We start from the raw sequence: 20,640 nt of genomic DNA, 5'->3' as shown, positions 1-20,640 counted from the left end.
CCCGTTAAATTGACGCAAACTTATAAGTACGGTAGCCACCAATAAGGTTACGCGCTTTAAAGCCACTGTTAACCAGTTGGCGATAGGCGACGTTACCGCGTAACCCAACTTGGCAGTAAATGATGATCTCTTTGTCTTTCGGTAGCTCATCCATACGTTGACGAAGTTGATCGACGGGAATATTGATTGCACCAGCGATAAAGCCGACATTTTCGAGCTCACCAGGGTTACGAACATCCAACAATATTTGATCGCTTGTCAAGTTATCTACCTCATCAAAGTGAATCGGAGTTGAATCACCCTTAAGTATATTGTTGGCAACAAACGCAGCTTGGTTAATGACATCTTTTGCACTGCCATATGGAGGAGCATAAGTTAGCTCAAGGTGCTGGAGTTGTTCTATTGTCATTCCCGCACGCTGCGCAACGGCAAGAACATCAATTCGCTTGTCCACGCCATCTTTACCTGCGGCTTGAGCCCCAAGAATTTTGCCTGTTTCCGGGCTAAAGAGCAGTTTTAGCGACACAATTTCAGAACCAGGGTAATAGCTGGCGTGACTGGCTGTATGAACGTACACTTTTTCATAGCGAATGCCTTCACGTTTTAGTACTTTTTCATTTTTGCCTACCGACGCAACAGCTAAGTCGAAGATCTTAACGATGGCGGTACCTTGTGTACCCTGATAGGTTTCACTACGCCCAAGCATGTTGTCTGCCGCCATACGGCCTTGACGATTTGCAGGTCCAGCGAGTGGAACAAAGCCTGGTTTGCCAGTAACAAAGTCTTTGTCTTCGACCGCGTCACCGACGGCATAGATTGCAGGGTCACTGGTTTGCATGGCGTCATTAGTGTAAATACCGCCAAATGCGCCCAATTGTAATCCGGCTTCTTTTGCTAGACTTGATTCTGGACGCACGCCAATGGACATGATCAGAATGTCGGTGTTGAGTTGTTCACCGTTATTAAGGGTGAGCTGTAAACTACCTTGTAAATGTTGGTGTTCAGTTGCTTCGCCTGCATCCTTACTGGCCACTTGAACATTATTGGTATAGTGGACAGACTCAAGCGCAACCCCCAATCGAAGATCAACATCGTGCGCCCTGATTTCCGCATGTGCAAAGCCCGCCATTTCCTTATCGACAGGTGTCATGACTTGATCTGCCATTTCAATGAGGGTGGTTTTAATACCAAGCTGGTGGAACGCTTCCATCATTTCTAAGCCGATAAAACCGCCGCCTACGACAGTGGCATGCTCGGGTTTATTCATTTGGATAGTTTGCAGAATGCGATCCATATCCGGGATGTTACGCAGAGTATGCGTAAGGGGGTTAGCAATACCGTTGATAGGTGGAACGAAAGGGGCCGCTCCGGGGCTCAGTAAGAGAAAGTCGTACGATTCAGTATATTGACTGCCATCGACTAAATTTTTGACCGTAACAGTTTTATCGCTGCGGTTGATTGACGTGACTTCATTCATGACACGAACATCGACGTTAAAGCGAGCTAGAAAGCTATCAGGAGTCTGTAATAACAGCTTGCTTCGATCCTGAATGTCGCCGCCTACATGGTAAGGTAATCCACAGTTCGCAAAAGAAACAAAAGGTCCACGTTCGAACATCACGATCTTAGCATCTTCACTTAAACGTCTCGCTCGTGCCGCGGCAGATGCGCCTCCAGCAACACCACCTACGATTACTATCTTAGTCATACAATACCTCTGTTCATTTTATTTAAAGCTAATCGTGCTAAATAGACGATCTTGCCGTCAATTCATTTCAGTTTCGATTACTATAACGCGTTAAATTAGCACTGTCTAATGTAATTTAATCTAAATTCAATTATTCTAATTAAGGTTTGACTAAAGTATGTGATGCGTAGATAATCAACCAAAACCATGACACACAGAGGTAACAACGTGGATTTATTGCATATGAAAGATCGCGTAACGGATGTCGCAGAGGTATTAAAAACGTTATCGCATCCAGACCGTTTGTTTGTGTTGTGCCAGTTAGTGGATGGAGAGCAGGGGGCTGGTCAATTACAAGCTAACTCAAACCTCAGTCAATCAGCGTTTTCACAACATTTGACCGTGTTAAAGAAGGCGGACTTAGTCTCTTCAAGAAAGGAATCACAACATGTTTACTACGCACTCAAAGATGAGCGTGTTGTGGGACTTATTAAACAGTTGCATACGTTATATTGCCACTAGTTACAGGACATTGAAGTTGATTTAACTTGCAGAATTTTTGATGAATTTTGCAACTTAAATCATTTTTATGTTTAAAGAGGTCATTATGGAGTTTACCTTCCCTTGGGCATCGATGCTCGGTGGTATGTTACTTGGGCTATCCGCCGCACTGTTATTGTTATTCAACGGCAAGATTGCTGGAATAAGTGGCATTGTTGCCCGAATTTATCAAGTTAAATCGGGCGATACCAGTTGGCGTATCTTGTTTGTGTTAGGCATGGTGGTTGGAGGTGTTCTATCAGCAAAACTGTTGAATGTTGCGCCTGCTGAGATGGTTGTGTCTACGCCATTAGTTTTAGTCGCTGGCTTGCTCGTCGGTTTGGGAACTAGGTTGGGTAATGGCTGCACCAGTGGGCATGGCATTTGCGGAATGGGCCGTTTATCAAAGCGTTCTATTGTCGCGACAATGACCTTTATGGCCGTTGCAATGGCAACGACTAGCGTTATGTTACACGTACTATAGGAGGCAATGATGCAACGTATTATCTCACTTATTAGTGGTTTTTTGTTCGGTATCGGCATGATTGTCTCTGGTATGAGCGATCCTCAAAATGTGATGGCTTTTCTGGATATATTTGGTCACTGGTCTCCTGACCTCGCTTTTGTGATGGGCGGCGCATTGATGGTGTTTGCACCAAGCTATTGGCTGATTATTCGTAAGAAGGAGAAGCCAGTGTGTACTGATCAATTCTGCGTTTCAGATGATAAGAAGATCGATGCTCAATTGTTAACTGGGTCTGCTTTGTTCGGCCTCGGCTGGGGTATCGCGGGCATTTGTCCTGGACCTGCTATCTCGTCAATCGCCAATGGAAGCACGGGCATTGTTGGCTTTGTGGTTATGATGCTCGTCGGAATGTTTATTGGCGATGTTTTGTTGTCTAAACGCACTGGTTCAGTATTAGCGAAGCAATAATCTACATGCTTTGATGGTTACTTGAACGTAACAGCACCGATAGAAAGGCTTGGTTTGATGACCGAGCCTTTTTTTTTGCCTGAGCACGGGTCAACATTTCACCCAATAAGTGAGTAGCAGTTATATTTTAGCATTAACTAATATTAATATTAGACATTGCTAAATAATGGATATATATTAGCAGTGTCTAATTAAAGTAAAAGAGGTGAACATGAAAGTGGGTTTTCTTAAATGGGCGGTATTGGGCAGTACGATGGTCAGTACAATCTCGTGCGCTTTCGAAACCACCGTTGTTGATCAGCAGGTTGTCGATGTTGTAGTTGAATTAGACGGAACAGTTGAAGCGGTTAACCGAGGTACATTATCAGCGCAAACTTCAGGGCGTATTGTGGCAGTTAATGCCGATGTTAATGACTTGGTTAGCCAAGGGGACGTATTGCTAGAAATTAGTGCAGAGCAGCAGTCGGCCTCACTTGATGCTGCGCTAGCACAACTCAATAGCGCGAATGCTCAGAAGACGAAAGCAATGGCGCAGGTAAAACGCTATCGTGAGTTATTCCCCAAAGGTGCGATTTCCAAAGAGCGACTCGATACTGCGGAAGCGGCTGCGCGATCATCGCTCGCCGACGTAAAACAAGCAACCGCTGCGGTGACGCAGGCGAAGGAGTCGTTAGGGTATACCAGCATTACTGCGCCTTATACCGGTATTGTGACTAAGCGCCATGTAGAACTTGGTGAAACCGTTGCGCCGGGCAGCCAGTTAATCACTGGGTTTTCTTTATCCCCCTTACGAGTGGTTACTGAGATTCCGCAACGTTATCGCAATGATGTTAACGATGCAGAGCAATTTACAGTGATCACACAAATGGGGGAGACTTTAAACCCCTATGACGCAAAACTGTTCAATTATGCTCACCACCAATCTCGTACTTTTCGTCTTCGTCTCGAGCTTTTAGAACAACCAGAAAAACTTCTCCCTGGTGAGTGGGTCAACATCATGTTTCATTATGATGACCAGCCGATGCTGTTGGTCCCACAGAGTTCGGTCATTCAACGTGGAGAACTCAGTATGGTTTACCGAGTGAACGGTGAGCAAGTCACTATGAACCCAATACGAGTAGGGCAAGAACATAGCGATCAACTGGAAGTATTGAGCGGCCTTGAAGCGGGTGATGAAATCATCTCTGATGTTGTGTCATATCTAACAGAGAAGTAGGAGCCTATGATGAATAATAACAAAATGAGCTCTAGAAAAATGGGGATCTCTGGTCGTATTGCTGCCGTATTTCAAGCGTCGCCAATGACGCCGTTATTGGCGTTAGTCGCGCTATTACTTGGCTTAATGGCGATAACGGTGACACCGAAGGAAGAGGAGCCTCAAATTGACGTCACCTTTGCTGATATATATATTCCCTTCCCCGGCGCCTCCCCAGGCGAAGTAGAAAGTTTAGTGACAAACCCTATAGAACAAATCGTGTCAGAAATTAACGGGATAGACAAAATTTACTCTTTCTCGCAGCATGGTGGGGCGATGATTGTGGCTATTTTTGAGGTAGGCATTCCTCGCAACGAGGAGGTGGTTAAAATCTACAATAAGCTTTATTCCAATAATGACTGGATGCCACCAAATATGGGCGTGGGAACGCCGCTAATTAAGCCACGTGGTATCGAAGATGTGCCGATTGTTACTGTGACATTGTCAGGCAAGCACGATCAGGTGTCGTTGCAAGCCTTAACCAGTTTGGCTTCCGGTCTAGAAACAGAACTGAAGCGAATTAAAGGGACAAGAGATATCTATACAGTAGGCCGCCAACCGACGATCGTGGATGTTAGACTGGATCCAGCGAAAATGTCTGGTTACGGCGTCACTATTGATGCGTTAAATAGAATTTTGCCGGATGCTAACGCCACGTCGACGTTGCTTAGCCTAACGCAAGATAATCAGTCAATTCCTTTGCAGGTCGGAGAGTTCCTAACCAAAACTGACGAGGTGAAACAGTTGGTGGTGGGGCTTCATGATGGTCAACCTGTTTATTTATCCGATATTGCGCAAGTCGAGTTAGGCGCGGACACTCCAACGCAAGTGGTATGGACAGGCGATAAAAATCAACTGAAGTCAGCGGTTACCATAGCAATTGCCAAAAAAAGTGGTGAAAACGCGGTCGATGTTGCTAGAGCGGTTGAACAGCGTCTGACTGAGTTACAAAGCACGCTGATCCCTCACAACGTGCAAGTTGATATTAGCCGTGATTATGGAAAGACTGCTGCCAATAAAGCCAACACTTTAATTGGTAAGCTTGCTTTCGCCACGGGAGCCGTGGTGCTACTCGTGTTGTTTACCATGGGGGTACGTGAAGCGGCTGTTGTTGGCGTCGCGATAATCATAACCTTATTGCTGACGTTGTTTGCATCGTGGGCCTGGGGCTTTACTTTGAATAGGGTCTCTTTGTTTGCGTTGATTTTCTCCATCGGAATATTGGTCGACGACGCTATTGTAGTAGTAGAGAATATTCATCGACATATGGTGAAAGGGAAACAAAACCTAACAGAGCTGATTCCTGGCGCTGTTGATGAGGTGGGTGGACCGACGATACTGGCAACCCTCACCGTGATCGCTGCATTACTGCCCATGGCGTTTGTTTCCGGATTAATGGGGCCATACATGAGCCCAATACCAATCAATGCGTCAATGGGAATGTTAATTTCACTGGTTATTGCCTTTGTACTGACGCCGTGGCTTGCACGCGTTTTGTTAAAAGAAAGCAATGAGTCGAGTAAGCCGGTTAATGGTAAGCAAGCTGATTTCTTTAATAAAATACTATCTCCGTTTGTCACAAGCGGTATGCAAAAACGCAATCGTGCTTTGTTGGGAGCTGGAGTGTTGGTGGCGATTGCTGTGTCATTGTGGCTACCGGTGCAACAGTTGGTCGTAATGAAAATGCTACCGTTTGACAATAAGTCTGAGTTTCAAGTGATTCTGGATATGCCAGAAGGTAACGCCTTGGAGCGAACACAAAGAGTGTTGTTTGAATTGAGTGATGCGCTTAATGACGTTGAGGAGGTAAAGGATTACCAAATTTACGCGGGCACTGCAGCGCCAATTAATTTTAATGGTTTAGTACGACATTATTTTATGCGACAGGCACCAGATAAAGGTGATATTCAGGTTAATTTGGTCGATAAGTCTGAGCGAACGCGTTCTAGTCACGAGATCGCAGCCCAGATACGACCGATTTTAGTGGATATCGCAAATGGATTTGGTGGGAAAGTCAAAGTCGTCGAAGTGCCACCAGGACCACCCGTTTGGTCTCCGATAGTGGCGGAAGTTTATGGACCAACGCAAGAGGTACGTGAACAAGCGGCGCTGACATTACGTGAAATATTCAAAGAGACCCCAGACATTGTTGATGTTGATCTTTACCTACCAGAGTCACATCAAAAATGGCAAGTGGTTATAGATAGAAGCAAAGTATCTCGGTTGGGGGTTTCTTATTCATCAGTCGTAGATACATTGGCGACGGCAGTAGGCGGTAAGCCCGTTAGCTATTTGCACAGTGAGCAAAGCAAAACGCCAATACCTATTCAGATTCAAGCAAAAGAGAGTGCTAAGGTTCGTTTAGAACAGGTGATGAACATGAAAATAAGTAGTGTGAATGGTTCACCGTATTTACTCGCCGATCTGATTAGAATCAGTGAAACGCCAATGGATAATTATATCGTACACAAAAATCTTGTCCCTATGATCATGGTTGTAGGTGATATGACTGGTGAGCTGGATAGCCCTTTGTATGGGATGGCGGATATTGCCACTACCATGGCTGATAAGGGACTAGACGCGAAACAGTCCTTTATTAATCAACCTTCTGGGTTACAAGGTGTGGAGATATTTTGGGATGGTGAATGGACTATTACGTACGAGACATTTCGTGATATGGGCATTGCCTATGCAGTGGGAATGGTACTTATCTACCTATTAGTTGTTGCGCAGTTCAAATCGTACGTCGTGCCGCTGATCATTATGGCTCCGATTCCTTTGACCATAATTGGAGTAATGCCGGGGCACGCTTTGTTGGGTGCGCAATTCACCGCGACGTCTATGATAGGTATGATTGCACTTGCCGGCATCATTGTTCGTAATTCAATACTACTTGTCGACTTTATTAACCACCAATTACGTAATGGTATGGCTTTGGGCGAGGCGGTGATTGAGTCCGCGATAGTCCGAGCGAAACCCATTATGCTGACGGCATTAGCCGCGATGATAGGGGCTGTGTTCATTCTCGATGATCCTATTTTTAATGGGTTAGCAATCAGCCTAATCTTCGGGATTTTTGTTTCAACACTTTTAACCTTATTGATTATTCCAGTTCTTTATTATGTTGCGTTAAAGCGTGGTGTTATTCAGGTTGACAGTCACTAATGGTGTGCTCAGCCATGACTCGTAGCGTCACACAGTAAACGTTTGCAAAGAAGAATGAGACTAAGGAAAGTATAAAAGGAGAGCGTCATGAAAGTTGAAGATGGTATTCGAGTGTTAGCGGGTTCGATGGTTTTAGTGTCTGTGTTACTAACGGTATTTGCGAGTCACCACTTTGTTTGGTTTACCGTATTTATTGGACTAAACCTAATTCAAAGTGGTTTTACGGGGTTCTGCCCACCCAGAAAGCTACTGCTAAAGTTGGGTTTTAAACACTCGCTATAGATATCAGTGTGGCGGCTAATACAGCGTCACGCTAATAGGGCAATGGTCGCTCATGTTAAAAGACAGCACGTCTTTGGTCTCCATGGTATTTTGAATTGCTGGGGACGTACGCAGCGATGGACTTACGATGATATGGTCGATCAGTGATCGGAACTGATGGGTACGATTGGGGTTTCTATTAGATCGTACCTTACAACTTGCTTTAGTGGATTGGCTCGTTAATCTTGGGCTGTAAGTGAGACCATTGGTCATTTGAGTCCACAACCAATCTCCGCGATAAGCCAGATTATGGTTGAAGTCGCCTAGTAAAATGTAGTGCTGTCCTCGTTGCTCTACTTGCTTAAGCCAGCTGTTGATAGCTTTGCCCTGACGTTTGAGCTGTTTACATGACGATGTTGAGGAGTATTTTCCACTGCACCCCGCCTTAAGATGTACAGAAAGTAGCTGAATTTTTTTACCTTTATGGGTTAGTGTCACCGCAGATGCAAATCGTAGTCGATTTCCTTGGGTAAGAGGAAAATCAGGGAGATCGTTGACTTGTAATGTGTCGCGTATGGCAAAGCCAGTGTACTGGTTGATCTCATTAAACTGGTGTTTATGGTTATGGGAAAGTGCTCGGTCAGAAAAGTAGATGGTGTACTCGTCTCCCACCACTTTTTGAATGGCGGCGATGGAGTCTACCTCTTGGAATGCTAGAACGTCGGGTGACACTTGTTTTAAATGGCGCGAGAGTGCTTGAAAATCGGTATCGGTTCGCTTGCTCTGTTCAAACCGATTGGAAGGAGTAAGAGATAGCCACTCTATATTCCAACTTGTTACCGTTAATGCATACGTGATTGTAGGAAAAATACTTATAGCCATTATGCAAGTAAATTTCATTATTTCATAACAGATCGTTCTAAACATCGCCCTTGCCAATTCTAAATATTCGTCCAGCCAATGTGCCGCAAGCGATGCCAAAAGATCAACATAAAGTTGGCAAAAATTAATGAAAACTGTCTGCAATTTATTAACTGGGATCAAGTTCAGTAAGATTGAATTCTTCTTGCTCACTACCTCATGTTGGTTGATCTAGATCAATACTTTTAGTTGGCGCTTCTCGTTAAATACACCACAATATATTGTGTCAGAATCAATCGTAACACCCCCATATAGTGTATTTGTGGATAAGTCTGTGAATATTGAGGGGATAGGAGAAAGGGTGAAAACAATCGTAATCAAAAGAGACGGCTCTCGTGCTCCGTTTACAAAGGATCGTATAGAAGCTGCCGTAGTAAGAGCAGCAGAACATGCAGACAAAGCGCTCGAGCTTTATGCGGCTAATGTCGCGATAGCAGTGGAGCTTAAACTGCAGGATTGCGAAAATGTAGACATCCAAGAGATCCAGACTCTCGTCGAGAACGAATTGATGCAAGGTCCATACAAAGGACTGGCTCGTTCGTATATCGAATATCGTCACGACCGTGATTTAGCGCGCGAGAAGAAAAGTGCGCTGACCAAAGAGATTGAAGGTCTGATTGAAGAAAGCAATGCCGACTTATTAAACGAAAATGCGAACAAAGACGGCAAGGTTATTCCAACTCAACGTGACTTGTTAGCGGGTATTGTCGCAAAGCACTACGCGAAAACACGTATTTTGCCACGTGATATTGTACAAGCGCATGATGAAGGTGATATTCATTATCACGATCTCGATTATGCCCCGTTTTTCCCGATGTTTAACTGTATGCTGATTGACCTGAAAGGTATGCTGACTCATGGGTTTAAAATGGGCAACGCTGAGATCGATACCCCTAAATCTATTTCTACAGCGACGGCGGTTACGGCTCAAATCATAGCGCAAGTGGCAAGCCATATTTATGGCGGCACCACCATCAACCGCATTGATGAAGTGCTTGCTCCGTATGTAAAGACCAGTTATGACAAGCACCTTGAGATTGCTAAAGAATGGGATATTCATGCGCCTGAAGAGTTTGCTATTAAGCAAACTGAAAAAGAGTGTTATGACGCCTTCCAATCTTTAGAATATGAAGTGAACACGTTACATACCGCAAACGGACATTATGTGGTAGAAGTTTTTCCAAATAATGTCGGTGTATGTATGCCTCAGGAGTTCGCAACTCCTCAGTTAGATTACTTAACCCCACTATTAAAATGCTTTGGTAAGTCTAATCTATATTCCTATCCAGCATTAAAAGTTAAGCGAGAGCACTCTCACTTATTTTCAGAAAATGACGCTAACTTTCTTGCTATTGCAGCTTAATCCGATTACGTAGGACAAAATAATGATCATGAAACCAGTAACTAAATCTATCGTTATTAAACGTGATGGGGCGAAAGTGCAGTTTAATCCTCAACTGATTAAATATGCCGTACAAGCTGCTGCCGATCAGGTAGGTTCTGTAAAACTTGATTTGAGCGATATTGTTGCCGCAAATGTAGCGGAACAACTGATGAGGAAAGCTGAAATCAAAATTAATGATATACAGAAGTTAGTAGAATCTGAATTGATGCATCATGATGAGGATGTTGCTAGAGCTTATATCGAATACAGACACGATAGAGATATCAAACGTGAAAAAGCTAGTACTCTTAGCTCTGAAATTTCAGGCTTAGTCGAACAAAGTAATGCTGAGCTACTAAATGAAAATGCAAATAAAGATGGTAAAGTTATACCAACTCAGCGTGATTTATTAGCAGGCATTGTATCTAAACATTACGCTAAAAATCACATGTTGCCTCGTGATGTCGTTGCAGCACATGAAACTGGTCAAATTCACTATCACGATCTTGATTACTCGCCATTTTTCCCAATGTTTAACTGTATGATTGTTGACTTAGAAAATATGTTGACGAACGGTTTCCGCATGGGTAATGCTGAGATTGAGACTCCTAAGTCAATTCAAACAGCCACCGCAGTTACAGCGCAAATCGTAGCGCAAGTGGCAAGTCATACCTACGGTGGTACAACGTTAAATCGCCTAGATGAAGTCTTAGCACCTTACGTTACTGCCAGTTATGCAAAGCATCTTGCAACTGCTGAAAAATGGAATATTCCCGATACGAAAGCGTATGCAAAAGAGTTAACAGAAAAAGAGGTGTTTGATTCTTTTCAATCGCTAGAATATGAGATCAATACCCTATTTTCTAGCAATGGTCAGACTCCATTTTTGAGTATAAACATAGGGTTAGGAACCTCATGGGAATCTAGACTAATCCAAAAAGCTATTTTTGATAATCGAATTGCTGGACTGGGTAAGAGCAAGAAAACAGCGGTGTTCCCGAAGTTAATTTTTACAATTAAAGACGGAATTAACCATAAGCAAGAAGACCCAAATTACGACATTAAGCAGTTGGCATTAGAATGTTCAACCAAACGTATGTATCCAGACATTCTGAATTATGACAAAGTTGTTGAAGTCACTGGTTCATTTAAAGCTCCAATGGGCTGTCGTAGTTTCTTAGCCAAATATGTTGATGAACAAGGCAATGAAGTTCATGAGGGTCGTAACAATCTTGGCGTTGTAAGTCTAAATCTACCTCGTATTGCTATGGAAGCAAAAGGTGAAGAACATAAGTTCTTCACGATTCTAGATGAGCGTATTGCACTGGTTCGTAAAGCTCTTGAGACTCGTATTGATCGTCTGAAGGGAGTTAAAGCAAAGGTTGCTCCTATTCTGTACACTGAAGGTGCGCTAGGTGTTCGCTTAGATCCTGAAGATGAAGTTTTGGATGTGTTCAAAAACGGTCGTGCTTCAGTGTCGATGGGCTATATCGGTATTCATGAAACAATTAATGCTCTATACGCTGACTCTGAAGAGCACATTTACGATAGCGAAGAATTACGCCAGAAAGGCATAGCTATTGTTAAGCGACTTAAAGATGCGACAGAGGCTTGGACAACAGAGACGGGATGGGGCTTTAGCTTATATAGTACTCCTTCTGAAAACCTTTGTACTCGTTTCTGTTCGTTAGATACCAAAGAGTTTGGTGTGCTAGAAAATGTAACAGATAAGGGATATTACACAAATAGCTTCCACTTGGATGTTGAAAAGAAAGTTAATCCTTACGATAAGATTGACTTTGAAATGCCATATCCAGCTTTAGCATCAGGTGGTTTTATCTGTTACGGCGAATACCCGAATATGCAACACAACCTTGAAGCTTTAGAAAACGTTTGGGATTACAGCTATTCACGTGTGCCTTACTACGGAACTAATACTCCTATTGATGAGTGTTATGAATGTGGGTTTACAGGCGAATTTGACTGTACTAGTAAAGGTTTTGAGTGTCCAAAATGTGGTAATCATGACTCAAAGAAAGTATCAGTTACCCGAAGAGTGTGTGGCTACCTTGGTTCTCCAGATGCTAGACCGTTTAACTCAGGTAAACAAGAAGAAGTGATTCGTAGAGTTAAACACATGTAGTGAGGCTAAATGAATTACCATAAGTATCATTCAGTTGATGTTGTGAACGGAGAGGGTACGCGTTGTACCCTGTTCGTAGCTGGCTGTGAGCATAATTGCAGAGGTTGCTACAACAAATCAACGCTAAACCCTAACTCGGGTCATTTTTTCACCCAAGAATTAGAAGATCAAATTATCGCTGATCTACAAGATACTCGAATTAAAAGACGAGGATTATCTTTGAGCGGCGGAGACCCGTTACATCCAGCAAATGTGTCAGCAATATTAAAGCTTGTTAAAAGGGTCAAAACAGAATGTCCTGGCAAAGATATTTGGTTGTGGACAGGCTACGAACTAGGTGAACTTAACAATTACCAGAAGGGCATTGTTGAACAAATCGATGTGATGATTGACGGGCAATTTAAAGAAGACTTGTATGATCCAGAGTTGCTATGGCGAGGTTCTAGCAATCAGATCATTCACAGATTTAAGCTTTAATTTAACCAATCACAACATATAGGTTCGTCCACTTAATCTATTTGATGTGATTGGTTAAAAGTATGCGAAAAATTAACCTGTCAGTCTCAAAACGGATTAAAAGTTTTATCTCTATTTCAGGGTGGTTTGTATCGCTAGAGTGTATTAACTCACATTCAATCTTACACATCTTCTGGTTAGTCAAGACTTGGTTCTACAGCCAGCTTGGTGAGCAAAAATGCTGGTCATGAGCACTAATTCTGGCACGTTTCTGGACAGAAGCGTTTTAGAGCAGTAGCATTAAAGTACTTTTGTCCCGAAAAAGCACAAAGGTAAGTATCAACAAATTAATGTCTAAAGTAGTCAGCTTTTCAGACTTCACTCTACCTGACTATTTAAAGGGTTCATTATCGTTTTTATGCCCCTCATTGTGAACGGTTGAACCGTTGGCAGATAAAGATGCCTGTTCCGCAGCCAGTTCTGGGAAGTCCGCTTCTCTGGGATCGTGGTGAATATGAAGTTTATCACCCTGAGGTATGGGCTGATTCGTTTTTTCACAAATGTTACCTAAACCCTGTTTAATTCTTTGCTTCTTGTAGTCTTGCTTTGCTTTAGTAGACTTTGTTTTTACCGTCTCTGATGCAATGATCCGCTCCTCATTAAGCTTGGGCATCATATTGATATTATCAATATCTTGCTCAAATTGCCGAGCTTGAGCACACACGTTTGGGTCAACATCTCTCAACTTAGGGTCATTCAATTTCAAAGCACTAGAAACACGAATTAAGGTTTGCCCTCCATCAGTTATCACTTGCTCTTCAGGTTTATCTGCGACATGCTCATTCACTTCACCACGAGTCAATGGAGAGTTTTCAACGAGATCGTTAACATTGATAAACAATTGACTATTTGTAATCTCAGTATCTGTATACACTTGTACCACACTTAATCCTTGTTCATTCACGGAAAGTGTTTTTTTTGTGTCTAAAAGATATTTAAATTCGGACATTTTTATTCATCACCTTGATCTTTGTTTAATAGCGCAATGACCCGTTCATACTGTAACTTACTTGCCTCATTAACTATATTACGTGTTGCTTCAATCCGTGCTCGCTCTCCGCAAGAGCGTGGTTGCTCAGAGCGCTCTTGCAAAAATTGTTTGGTAATATCGCTGCGAATAAGATATTCATTATTTATTTTTTTCACCTCACCATCTGCCGCCTCAGCCATTAACGCTCTAAATGGTTTTCTATCAGTTCCAATGGATGATGCTAATGAGTCAACACTAAAAAATGGAGTGGGCGTTTTGGTCTGATGATCTATCTCCATAATAGACTTATTTGCCAATACTTGATTGTTTTGGGTGAGTTTTTCATCCAAATCGGGGGAGATTTGGGTGGGTTTCACGTCAATCAACTCGGATAGTGGCTTACGCTCTATGGGTAAATTTGTGTCACTCATGAACATTACCCATTAAAATGTAACTTTGTTGTAGAGTTGCTTTAATTTATCGAAAGCCTCCGCTGCCCTTGGATCATCATTTTTGTCTGGATGAACCTTATTTGACAGTGATTTATACCATTTTTTAGCTGCTTCCTCGTCCTCATACATCTCTGAGGTGATACCAAGCAATTGGTTACGGCGCTTACCATCAACCTCTAACAACAAAAACAAAATGCGATCGTTTTCCGACTTGAAGTATGCCATATCATCAGTTGAAGTTTTGACAGTATTAACCTGTAGGTCAGCCTCTTTAGCGTTCGTACTGGATTCAACATAGGTGGTTTGTAATTCTTGGACTTTTTTCCTGTATTTTCTCAACAAGAAAAAAAGTTGTATAACTGCTAATATAAGAGCAAAAACAACAATATAAAGTGATGTCATATCTATGACCTAGTAGTCTGAAAGTATGGGAGTGTTTTATACCACATTATCTTAGGCTCGCGTAAGTGAGACAGTTAGGAAAGTGCAATCCATGACCTATGGATTGAGATCAGGCATTTGGAAATACAATAAGTTGCTTTGTCCCGAAGAACCTTTGTAAATATAAAAATGCACTATTCAAGCATGAATGACATTGACATTGCATGAACTGTATATGAGTAAATTTCCGCAACCTACGACCACAAATATTTTGGTCGAAAATGAGAATGGGGCAAATTCTTGCTTGTTGGTTTGCATACACAGCGTGATCACCTCGGTTGTAAAACCTATCCATCAGAAATTATCGTACTCAACACTATCATACTGTTGAGTGCGATAAGTATTCATACCTAAAAATTCTTAAAGATCAAATCATTGATCAACATGCAATAGGGCAGAAGCGGTTGTTTGAGTTTGTGAAGATTTCCATCGATAATAGGTTGCACGCCCTAAGTTGTATGTTTTTAAAGCTTCAGGGAGTTTTTCGACTCCCGCATTTACCATTCGGTGAACCTTCTCACATTTTATAGCTGTCTCTGGATTTGCTTGCCTGCCTTTAAACTTACCGTGGTTTTTAGCTTTTTCAATGCCTTCCCGCTGTCTTCTACGTCTATCTTCGTAATCTTTAGAGGCTGTGGCAGCCAAGATTTCGATTAGCATTGAATTTACTGATTCCAGCACTCTTTGCTGCATTTCATCTTGAGTGTGCTCTAAGACTTTAAAGCTAGTTGCTACATCACAAGCAACAACCTTTAAGCCTTTTTGCTCGATTTCTGATCTTAACGTTTTCCAGTTAGAAGAGGTAAGGCGTGTTAATCGATCTATTTGTTCAACGAGGATAATATCGCCTGATGATGACTCTGATAGTAAACGAGTCAGTTCGGGGCGAGCGACCTTGCGTCCAGAGTAATTCTCGATATATTCGACAGAATTTAATAATGATAGATTATTTAGCAAAGCCTGTTCGAGGATGTATTCTCTGGCTCGCAATGCGTCTGCTTCAGAAGTTGATGCCCTCAAGTAGATCCTAACAGTCATAAAAACCTCACGGTAGTCTAATATGTACAACTTAAATGATACAGTATCATTTAAGTTGCCACAACTAATGTTTTGATTCTAAATGAGACAATTTGTACATCGTTTTAACAGTTCTATATAAGTATACCTATTAGAGACATATAGCCTACTAAGTTAATCGATTTATAAAGTTAATTAATAGCAATAGTATTATTGCTGAAGGTTAATATATCTTTGGAATAGGTTAAGTGTGGTTCACTAGCAACGGAAATAGGTGTTTTTGAATCTAGATATCCTTATTAATAAAGATAAAAACAATGCCTCAATATGGATTGGAATTATAGATAAAACGCATCATATTTCTAACTGGTTTAAAATGCTATTTCTTAGGTTAACTTTATAAACTCAAGTGTAATATGGCGTACTAATATCTGTTTCCAGATATTTAAAAATACAAAAGTAGAGTCAAATATATCTTATTGGTGTGGACTAAGTGCTTAAAAATAAATGATCAGTTCTTGATTTTAAATCTAATGACATCGAAGATGTACTTTTAATTGTCCTACAAAAATAGCGTTAAACATCTAAAAAAACATACGGGAGTTAGTTTATAAAAAACAGGTCGCACAGCAACCTGTTTGGTTCTACTCTAATTCGTCTGAGGTTTCTAATTGTTCAGACAACCACTTAAACCTGTAATCTGGTAGGCGAACTTGGTTAACGCTTTCATTGAACGGCTTTCATCAAATTCTAACTCCTCGTCCCCTTGCCATAGTTCATAAGTAAATTTTTCATAAAGATAAAAATAGAGGTTGCTATCATCTTTGTATTTGAAGTTGATACTAGGCACTTCACTACTGCCAGTTACAAAATCATAGCATTCAAGTCCCTCTAACAAACTAGACATAGGATGGTCAGTATCTAAATTCATTTTGCTTAGTTTTAGGAAAATATAGTAGCTGTATAAGCCATAGTGGTAGCCAGACATCCTAGAGCTACATAGAAGATAAATCTCACTACCTTCGTAATTAAAGCGAGCGCACATCCTTTTGCATTCTTTAAGTATGTCTGGCTCATCAATAACACATTTTCTCCAGTCGGAAATAGAAGAGCTTTTCACGAGCTGTGTCATACCTTCAAGTTCGTTACCAACGTCAAGTGCATTGATTAGTTGGAACAATATTTTTTGTCTATTTTCTTTATCGTTAAATATACTTCGCCAGTTTTCATTCCGATCACGAGCGTTACTCCGAGAGTTTCTACAAAAACTTTTATTTCGACCTTGCCATACTAGATAATCACCAAACGTTAATAAAGCTCGATGAAGTAAGAAATCCTTCCTATTGAGGGTTTCGTTCGAGAATAAAACGGAAGACTTTTGAGCATTAGTCTTAAATTTATCTAAACAATATAAGTTTTCATTTTTACAAGAGTCGAGTAGAAATCCAACTTGACCATAGAAGTAGTAATGCTCATGGTAAGTATCAAAAGCGGCAAGCCATTCGTGATTATCTAAAATAAGCTGGGCTTTAAGTATCTCTTCGTTCTTTTGACGATCATTGAAAAAAGATATGTCTTTACTTTTTAGATTAGACAAATTTGAAAAAACACGAGAGTTTAAATCTTTAGCTAAGCTGCATAGCGACTTTACGGCATTGACATAATCAGTAGCCGAGTCGAAGGTTGAATTATTAATTAATCGTTCAGATACACCTAGCCAATGACTTAAGTTATCTAATTCATTTTGAGAGAGAGGGGCTAAGTTATCGAATGATTTATTTTCTGAAATAAATGTGTAGAGTGAAGCAAAACGAACCTTCTCAAGATAGCCATTTTCACGGATTCCATTGTTAAAAACCTCAAGAATCTTTTCTTTGGCTGAGAATTCGTTACTCCAATCAAAATGAAATAGAACCTTATGTATAAAATCAAGGAATCGATGTGTATTGTTTAATGAAGCACCAGAAAAGCAAGCTAGTTCTTCATACATCGCATGACTAAAGTACGAATTATTACGTAAGTCATTTACAATATTGGAGAGTTCTTTAACTGAATTTTTTTTCTTATTTTCAATAGTTAAGCCAAACTCAGTAAGAGCTATTGTTTTAAAAAACGCTTGATATACATTGTCTACTTCATTAACATTTTCTGGTCTCATTTTCCAAAAAATATCTGTCCAGGATTTGTCTAGCTTTAGCCAGAAATCACCTTTTAAACCGATATCATCAGAATGATTTACATAACCTTGCAACCAAGCTTTGAAATTTTCAAAATCTGTTAGAGCTTGTCCTCTAGCATTCATTTTTATGTATAACTCATCTGTTAAGGCAAAGTTATCCATATTTAAGAAGTGAAAGGTAATTGGTGGATTTTCCGTACAAATCAACCTTTGCCACAAACAAGAAGATAGTGAATCTCTAAACACGTTATGCATTTCATCTAAAACGACTAGCATTGCTCTTATAGTAGGGTCATTTCCCCATACTGAAAAAAACCAACCTGCATCACAAATCGTTTCAGAAAGTGAGCCATTAATCTTGTGAATGTTTAACTCGCTTCCAAATTGCAGTAGTGAGTTAGTAAATTCTTTAGATGTAACTCTGTTTTCATATTTAAACTTACTCAACTTTTTCGAAGCTTCAGCTAAATGACCAGAACCTGCTGCAATATACCAATGTAGTAGAAATAGAGTTGTGATTCTTTGTTGTCCATCTAATAGTATTAGGTCAGCGTCTTTTACTGACCCATAGATGAAATCAAGATCCTGACTTTTTTCAATATCACTAACCATAGTAAATAAAGTAGCTATAAACTCGGTTCTAATCTGACTCGATTTACTGTCTATACGACCTTGAGCATAATCTCTTTGGATGATGGGGATACATATCGAATGTAGGTCAAGTAATTGCCAGAATGTGCATTTTATGCTCATTTCAACCCCTCAATGTCACAGTAATAATTAATGCATTCGATGATCTCTTTGCGGTATGCTTTTCTATCCTTGGTAGACCATTGGTACATATTCGCCACTTTTTCACTATAAAATTTGGAAAAGACATTTTTTGTTGCTATTGGGATAAAATGATGAGTCCCGTTTTTACACATAGATCTTTCATATCTCAATATTGATTGTCTTTTTTGGGTGAAAATTAAATTTCCAATACCTCTATTGATTGTAGAAGACAGCAAACAAAGGTTATCAAGGTCATCCATTTCTTCTTCTTCGATAGTGCCTATCACGGAATCAAGTAGGGTTAAATAAATTTTCTGTGAACATTTTAATTCTTGACTGCTAGAACCGCTCACTTTTAACTGGTTCCATTTCGATAGAAGTTTATTTAGATTGGTTTTGGTTTCCTCTGGTATGTCTTCTGAAGCTAAGATATGTACCTGAGATTCATGCCATATATCTTGCTGTTTAGCATCTTCTAATTCTTGAGAGTTTCGAGCATGTATATGCTCTATGTCCCATTGAGTATTGGCGTAAGAGTTAAATGATAATCGTGTACCTTGCCTTCTGTGAGCTGCAATATTGAATAGAATAAAAACAGAAATTATATGCTGACGATTACCACCATATTGTAACGCGCTAAAAGATGGCTTTTGATTATCATCAACAAAATATTTTTTTAGTTCTATACCGATAAGACTTTTTAATGACTCGATAAAATCAGATTTAGTCACACCCTCAGACATTTTCCATAACTTTTGAACTGTACAAATCTTACGAGTGATCAAAAAACCAACTAGGTGATATAGTTCGTCATTGTCATACCATTCTTGCAAACGGTAGAAACCTTGTCTTAATTTGTGCCACTCCTGTTCGATAAAGGCTGTTTTTGTCTCTATATTTTTCAGGATTAAATAGTAATGACTGAATGAATGATATTTTTTATCACTTTCAGTGTTTTTAGATTGCTTTGTGGGTTTGTTTGTTAGTAAATCAAATAATAATTCAATATGGTTCGTATAGTTTTGGTTACTGTTAAAAGGCTGTAAGAAAGCCCAAAAGTCTTTTGTTTGTAATGACTGTTCTATGGCATCCCATTGCTGCGACATATGATATTGTTTTAACTTAATTATTTCCGTTCCTTCATCGGAACTGACGAAATGCAGAAATAAAGCTTTGATTAATTCAGCGTTTGTTAACGGAATCTTTCCACTATTTAAGCGCATAAAAATATCAATGGATTCTAAGTTATTATTCGAAGGCTCAACTGCATACCAGATTACTTTTGTATGATTTAGAAACTTGTCTAACCATTCATGTTTTTGTTCTTCGCTTTTATCAGAAAACCATTCTGAAATCGTGTGGTAAGCTGTATAAAAATGGTAGTTATCTACATTATCCAAATCAAACTGTGATAGAGGAGGGGGTGGGTATTCCTCATCGGAAATCGAGTCAAATTGTTTGATATAGTTACCCCAAGGGGTAATTTTCAATGTGCTTGGTAAGTAATGAGCTAAAAACTCACTACTGCTTTTTCGGGTTCTATATTCAATGCTAAATTTATCATGTTGAAGATATGAGAGGATCATATAACTAGTTGTCATTCTTTGCTGACCATCAACAACCTCCCATAGAGGGCTGTCCTCGTTATATTTTGGAGCATGATATTTTGTTACAACAGGTTGTAAGCAATAAAAATCGCTTTGAGTGGTGTTAAATTCATCAATATCATTAAGCAGATCTTCAACCTGATCTTTTGTCCATTTATACCCACGCTGGTAGTCATCTACAAAAAATTTTAGTTGCAGTAACTCTGAAATCGATTTCAATATTAACGTATTGTTACCGAGAACTAATTGCTGCAACCTTTCCATGAATGTTTCAACATTCTTATCTTCTGATTGAGCAAGTGCGTATTGAAACTCTGTGAATAAATGCTCAATTGCAACCATAGAACTTGTATTTTGTTTTTTTTCAGTATTTGGCATTTGCTTGCCTGTCATT

At 40.4% G+C, this 20,640-nt stretch carries 16 protein-coding genes and 1 pseudogene; 9 read left to right on the top strand and 8 right to left on the bottom strand.

Annotation, left to right across the window (positions count from 1 at the left end; genetic code table 11):
* Positions 1-4: 4 nt before the first annotated feature.
* On the bottom strand, positions 5-1,708 hold the full coding sequence (locus MD535_RS08470; RefSeq protein WP_265674434.1) for an FAD-dependent oxidoreductase: 1,704 nt from the start codon (positions 1,706-1,708) through the stop codon (positions 5-7).
* 186 nt (positions 1,709-1,894) lie between these two features.
* Here MD535_RS08470 and MD535_RS08465 point away from each other — a divergent pair, with 186 nt between their 5' ends.
* The 6 genes from MD535_RS08465 to MD535_RS08440 all read left to right on the top strand — a co-directional run bounded on the left by MD535_RS08465 (position 1,895) and on the right by MD535_RS08440 (position 7,863).
* Positions 1,895-2,209 (top strand): ArsR/SmtB family transcription factor, encoded by a 315-nt coding sequence (locus MD535_RS08465; RefSeq protein WP_390902908.1) that lies wholly within the window; start codon positions 1,895-1,897, stop codon positions 2,207-2,209.
* A gap of 85 nt (positions 2,210-2,294) precedes the next feature.
* Complete coding sequence (locus MD535_RS08460) at positions 2,295-2,711, top strand: YeeE/YedE family protein (protein ID WP_265674433.1); 417 nt, start codon at positions 2,295-2,297, stop codon at positions 2,709-2,711.
* A 6-nt stretch (positions 2,712-2,717) separates the two neighbouring features.
* On the top strand, positions 2,718-3,161 hold the full coding sequence (locus tag MD535_RS08455) for a YeeE/YedE family protein (RefSeq protein WP_265674432.1): 444 nt from the start codon (positions 2,718-2,720) through the stop codon (positions 3,159-3,161).
* 211 nt (positions 3,162-3,372) lie between these two features.
* Complete coding sequence (locus MD535_RS08450; protein WP_265674431.1) at positions 3,373-4,377, top strand: efflux RND transporter periplasmic adaptor subunit; 1,005 nt, start codon at positions 3,373-3,375, stop codon at positions 4,375-4,377.
* Positions 4,378-4,386: 9 nt separating this feature from the next.
* Entirely contained in the window at positions 4,387-7,581 is a 3,195-nt protein-coding gene (locus MD535_RS08445) for an efflux RND transporter permease subunit (protein ID WP_390902910.1), read from the top strand.
* Positions 7,582-7,668: 87 nt separating this feature from the next.
* On the top strand, positions 7,669-7,863 hold the full coding sequence (locus MD535_RS08440; RefSeq protein WP_265674430.1) for a YgaP family membrane protein: 195 nt from the start codon (positions 7,669-7,671) through the stop codon (positions 7,861-7,863).
* Positions 7,864-7,878: 15 nt separating this feature from the next.
* Here the strand turns inward: MD535_RS08440 and MD535_RS08435 are convergent, their stop codons facing one another.
* The gene (locus MD535_RS08435) at positions 7,879-8,742 is read right to left on the bottom strand and encodes an endonuclease/exonuclease/phosphatase family protein (protein ID WP_265674429.1); all 864 of its coding nucleotides are present in this window, start codon (positions 8,740-8,742) and stop codon (positions 7,879-7,881) included.
* Positions 8,743-9,064: 322 nt separating this feature from the next.
* Here MD535_RS08435 and nrdD (MD535_RS08430) point away from each other — a divergent pair.
* The 3 genes and pseudogenes from nrdD (MD535_RS08430) to nrdG form a co-directional block, all read left to right on the top strand.
* Positions 9,065-9,958: pseudogene (nrdD, locus tag MD535_RS08430) on the top strand (anaerobic ribonucleoside-triphosphate reductase); the annotation flags it as partial.
* Between the two features lie 196 nt (positions 9,959-10,154).
* Positions 10,155-12,290, top strand: coding sequence for an anaerobic ribonucleoside-triphosphate reductase (gene nrdD, locus MD535_RS08425; RefSeq protein ID WP_265674471.1), 2,136 nt, complete (start codon positions 10,155-10,157; stop codon positions 12,288-12,290).
* 9 nt (positions 12,291-12,299) lie between these two features.
* The gene (gene nrdG / locus MD535_RS08420) at positions 12,300-12,767 is read left to right on the top strand and encodes an anaerobic ribonucleoside-triphosphate reductase-activating protein (RefSeq protein WP_265674428.1); all 468 of its coding nucleotides are present in this window, start codon (positions 12,300-12,302) and stop codon (positions 12,765-12,767) included.
* A gap of 370 nt (positions 12,768-13,137) precedes the next feature.
* Here nrdG and MD535_RS08415 read toward each other — a convergent pair whose 3' ends face one another.
* The 6 genes from MD535_RS08415 to MD535_RS08390 all read right to left on the bottom strand — a co-directional run bounded on the left by MD535_RS08415 (position 13,138) and on the right by MD535_RS08390 (position 20,624).
* On the bottom strand, positions 13,138-13,755 hold the full coding sequence (locus MD535_RS08415) for a hypothetical protein (RefSeq protein WP_265674427.1): 618 nt from the start codon (positions 13,753-13,755) through the stop codon (positions 13,138-13,140).
* Between the two features lie 2 nt (positions 13,756-13,757).
* Positions 13,758-14,207, bottom strand: coding sequence for a hypothetical protein (locus tag MD535_RS08410; RefSeq protein ID WP_265674426.1), 450 nt, complete (start codon positions 14,205-14,207; stop codon positions 13,758-13,760).
* Between the two features lie 12 nt (positions 14,208-14,219).
* Positions 14,220-14,630, bottom strand: coding sequence for a DnaJ domain-containing protein (locus MD535_RS08405; RefSeq protein WP_265674425.1), 411 nt, complete (start codon positions 14,628-14,630; stop codon positions 14,220-14,222).
* 411 nt (positions 14,631-15,041) lie between these two features.
* On the bottom strand, positions 15,042-15,707 hold the full coding sequence (locus tag MD535_RS08400) for a recombinase family protein (RefSeq protein ID WP_265674424.1): 666 nt from the start codon (positions 15,705-15,707) through the stop codon (positions 15,042-15,044).
* Between the two features lie 646 nt (positions 15,708-16,353).
* Entirely contained in the window at positions 16,354-18,618 is a 2,265-nt protein-coding gene (locus MD535_RS08395) for a DUF262 domain-containing protein (RefSeq protein ID WP_265674423.1), read from the bottom strand.
* A complete protein-coding gene (locus MD535_RS08390; RefSeq protein ID WP_265674422.1) occupies positions 18,615-20,624 on the bottom strand; it encodes a DUF262 domain-containing protein in 2,010 nt (669 codons plus the stop codon). Before MD535_RS08390 ends, MD535_RS08395 begins: the two co-directional genes overlap by 4 nt.
* Positions 20,625-20,640: the final 16 nt, after the last annotated feature.

Source organism: Vibrio qingdaonensis, assembly GCF_026191675.1.
In the GTDB taxonomy this organism is placed as follows: domain Bacteria; phylum Pseudomonadota; class Gammaproteobacteria; order Enterobacterales; family Vibrionaceae; genus Vibrio; species Vibrio qingdaonensis.
Note: the sequence above shows the minus strand (reverse complement) of the source record. Positions and strands in the feature narration are given on the sequence as shown.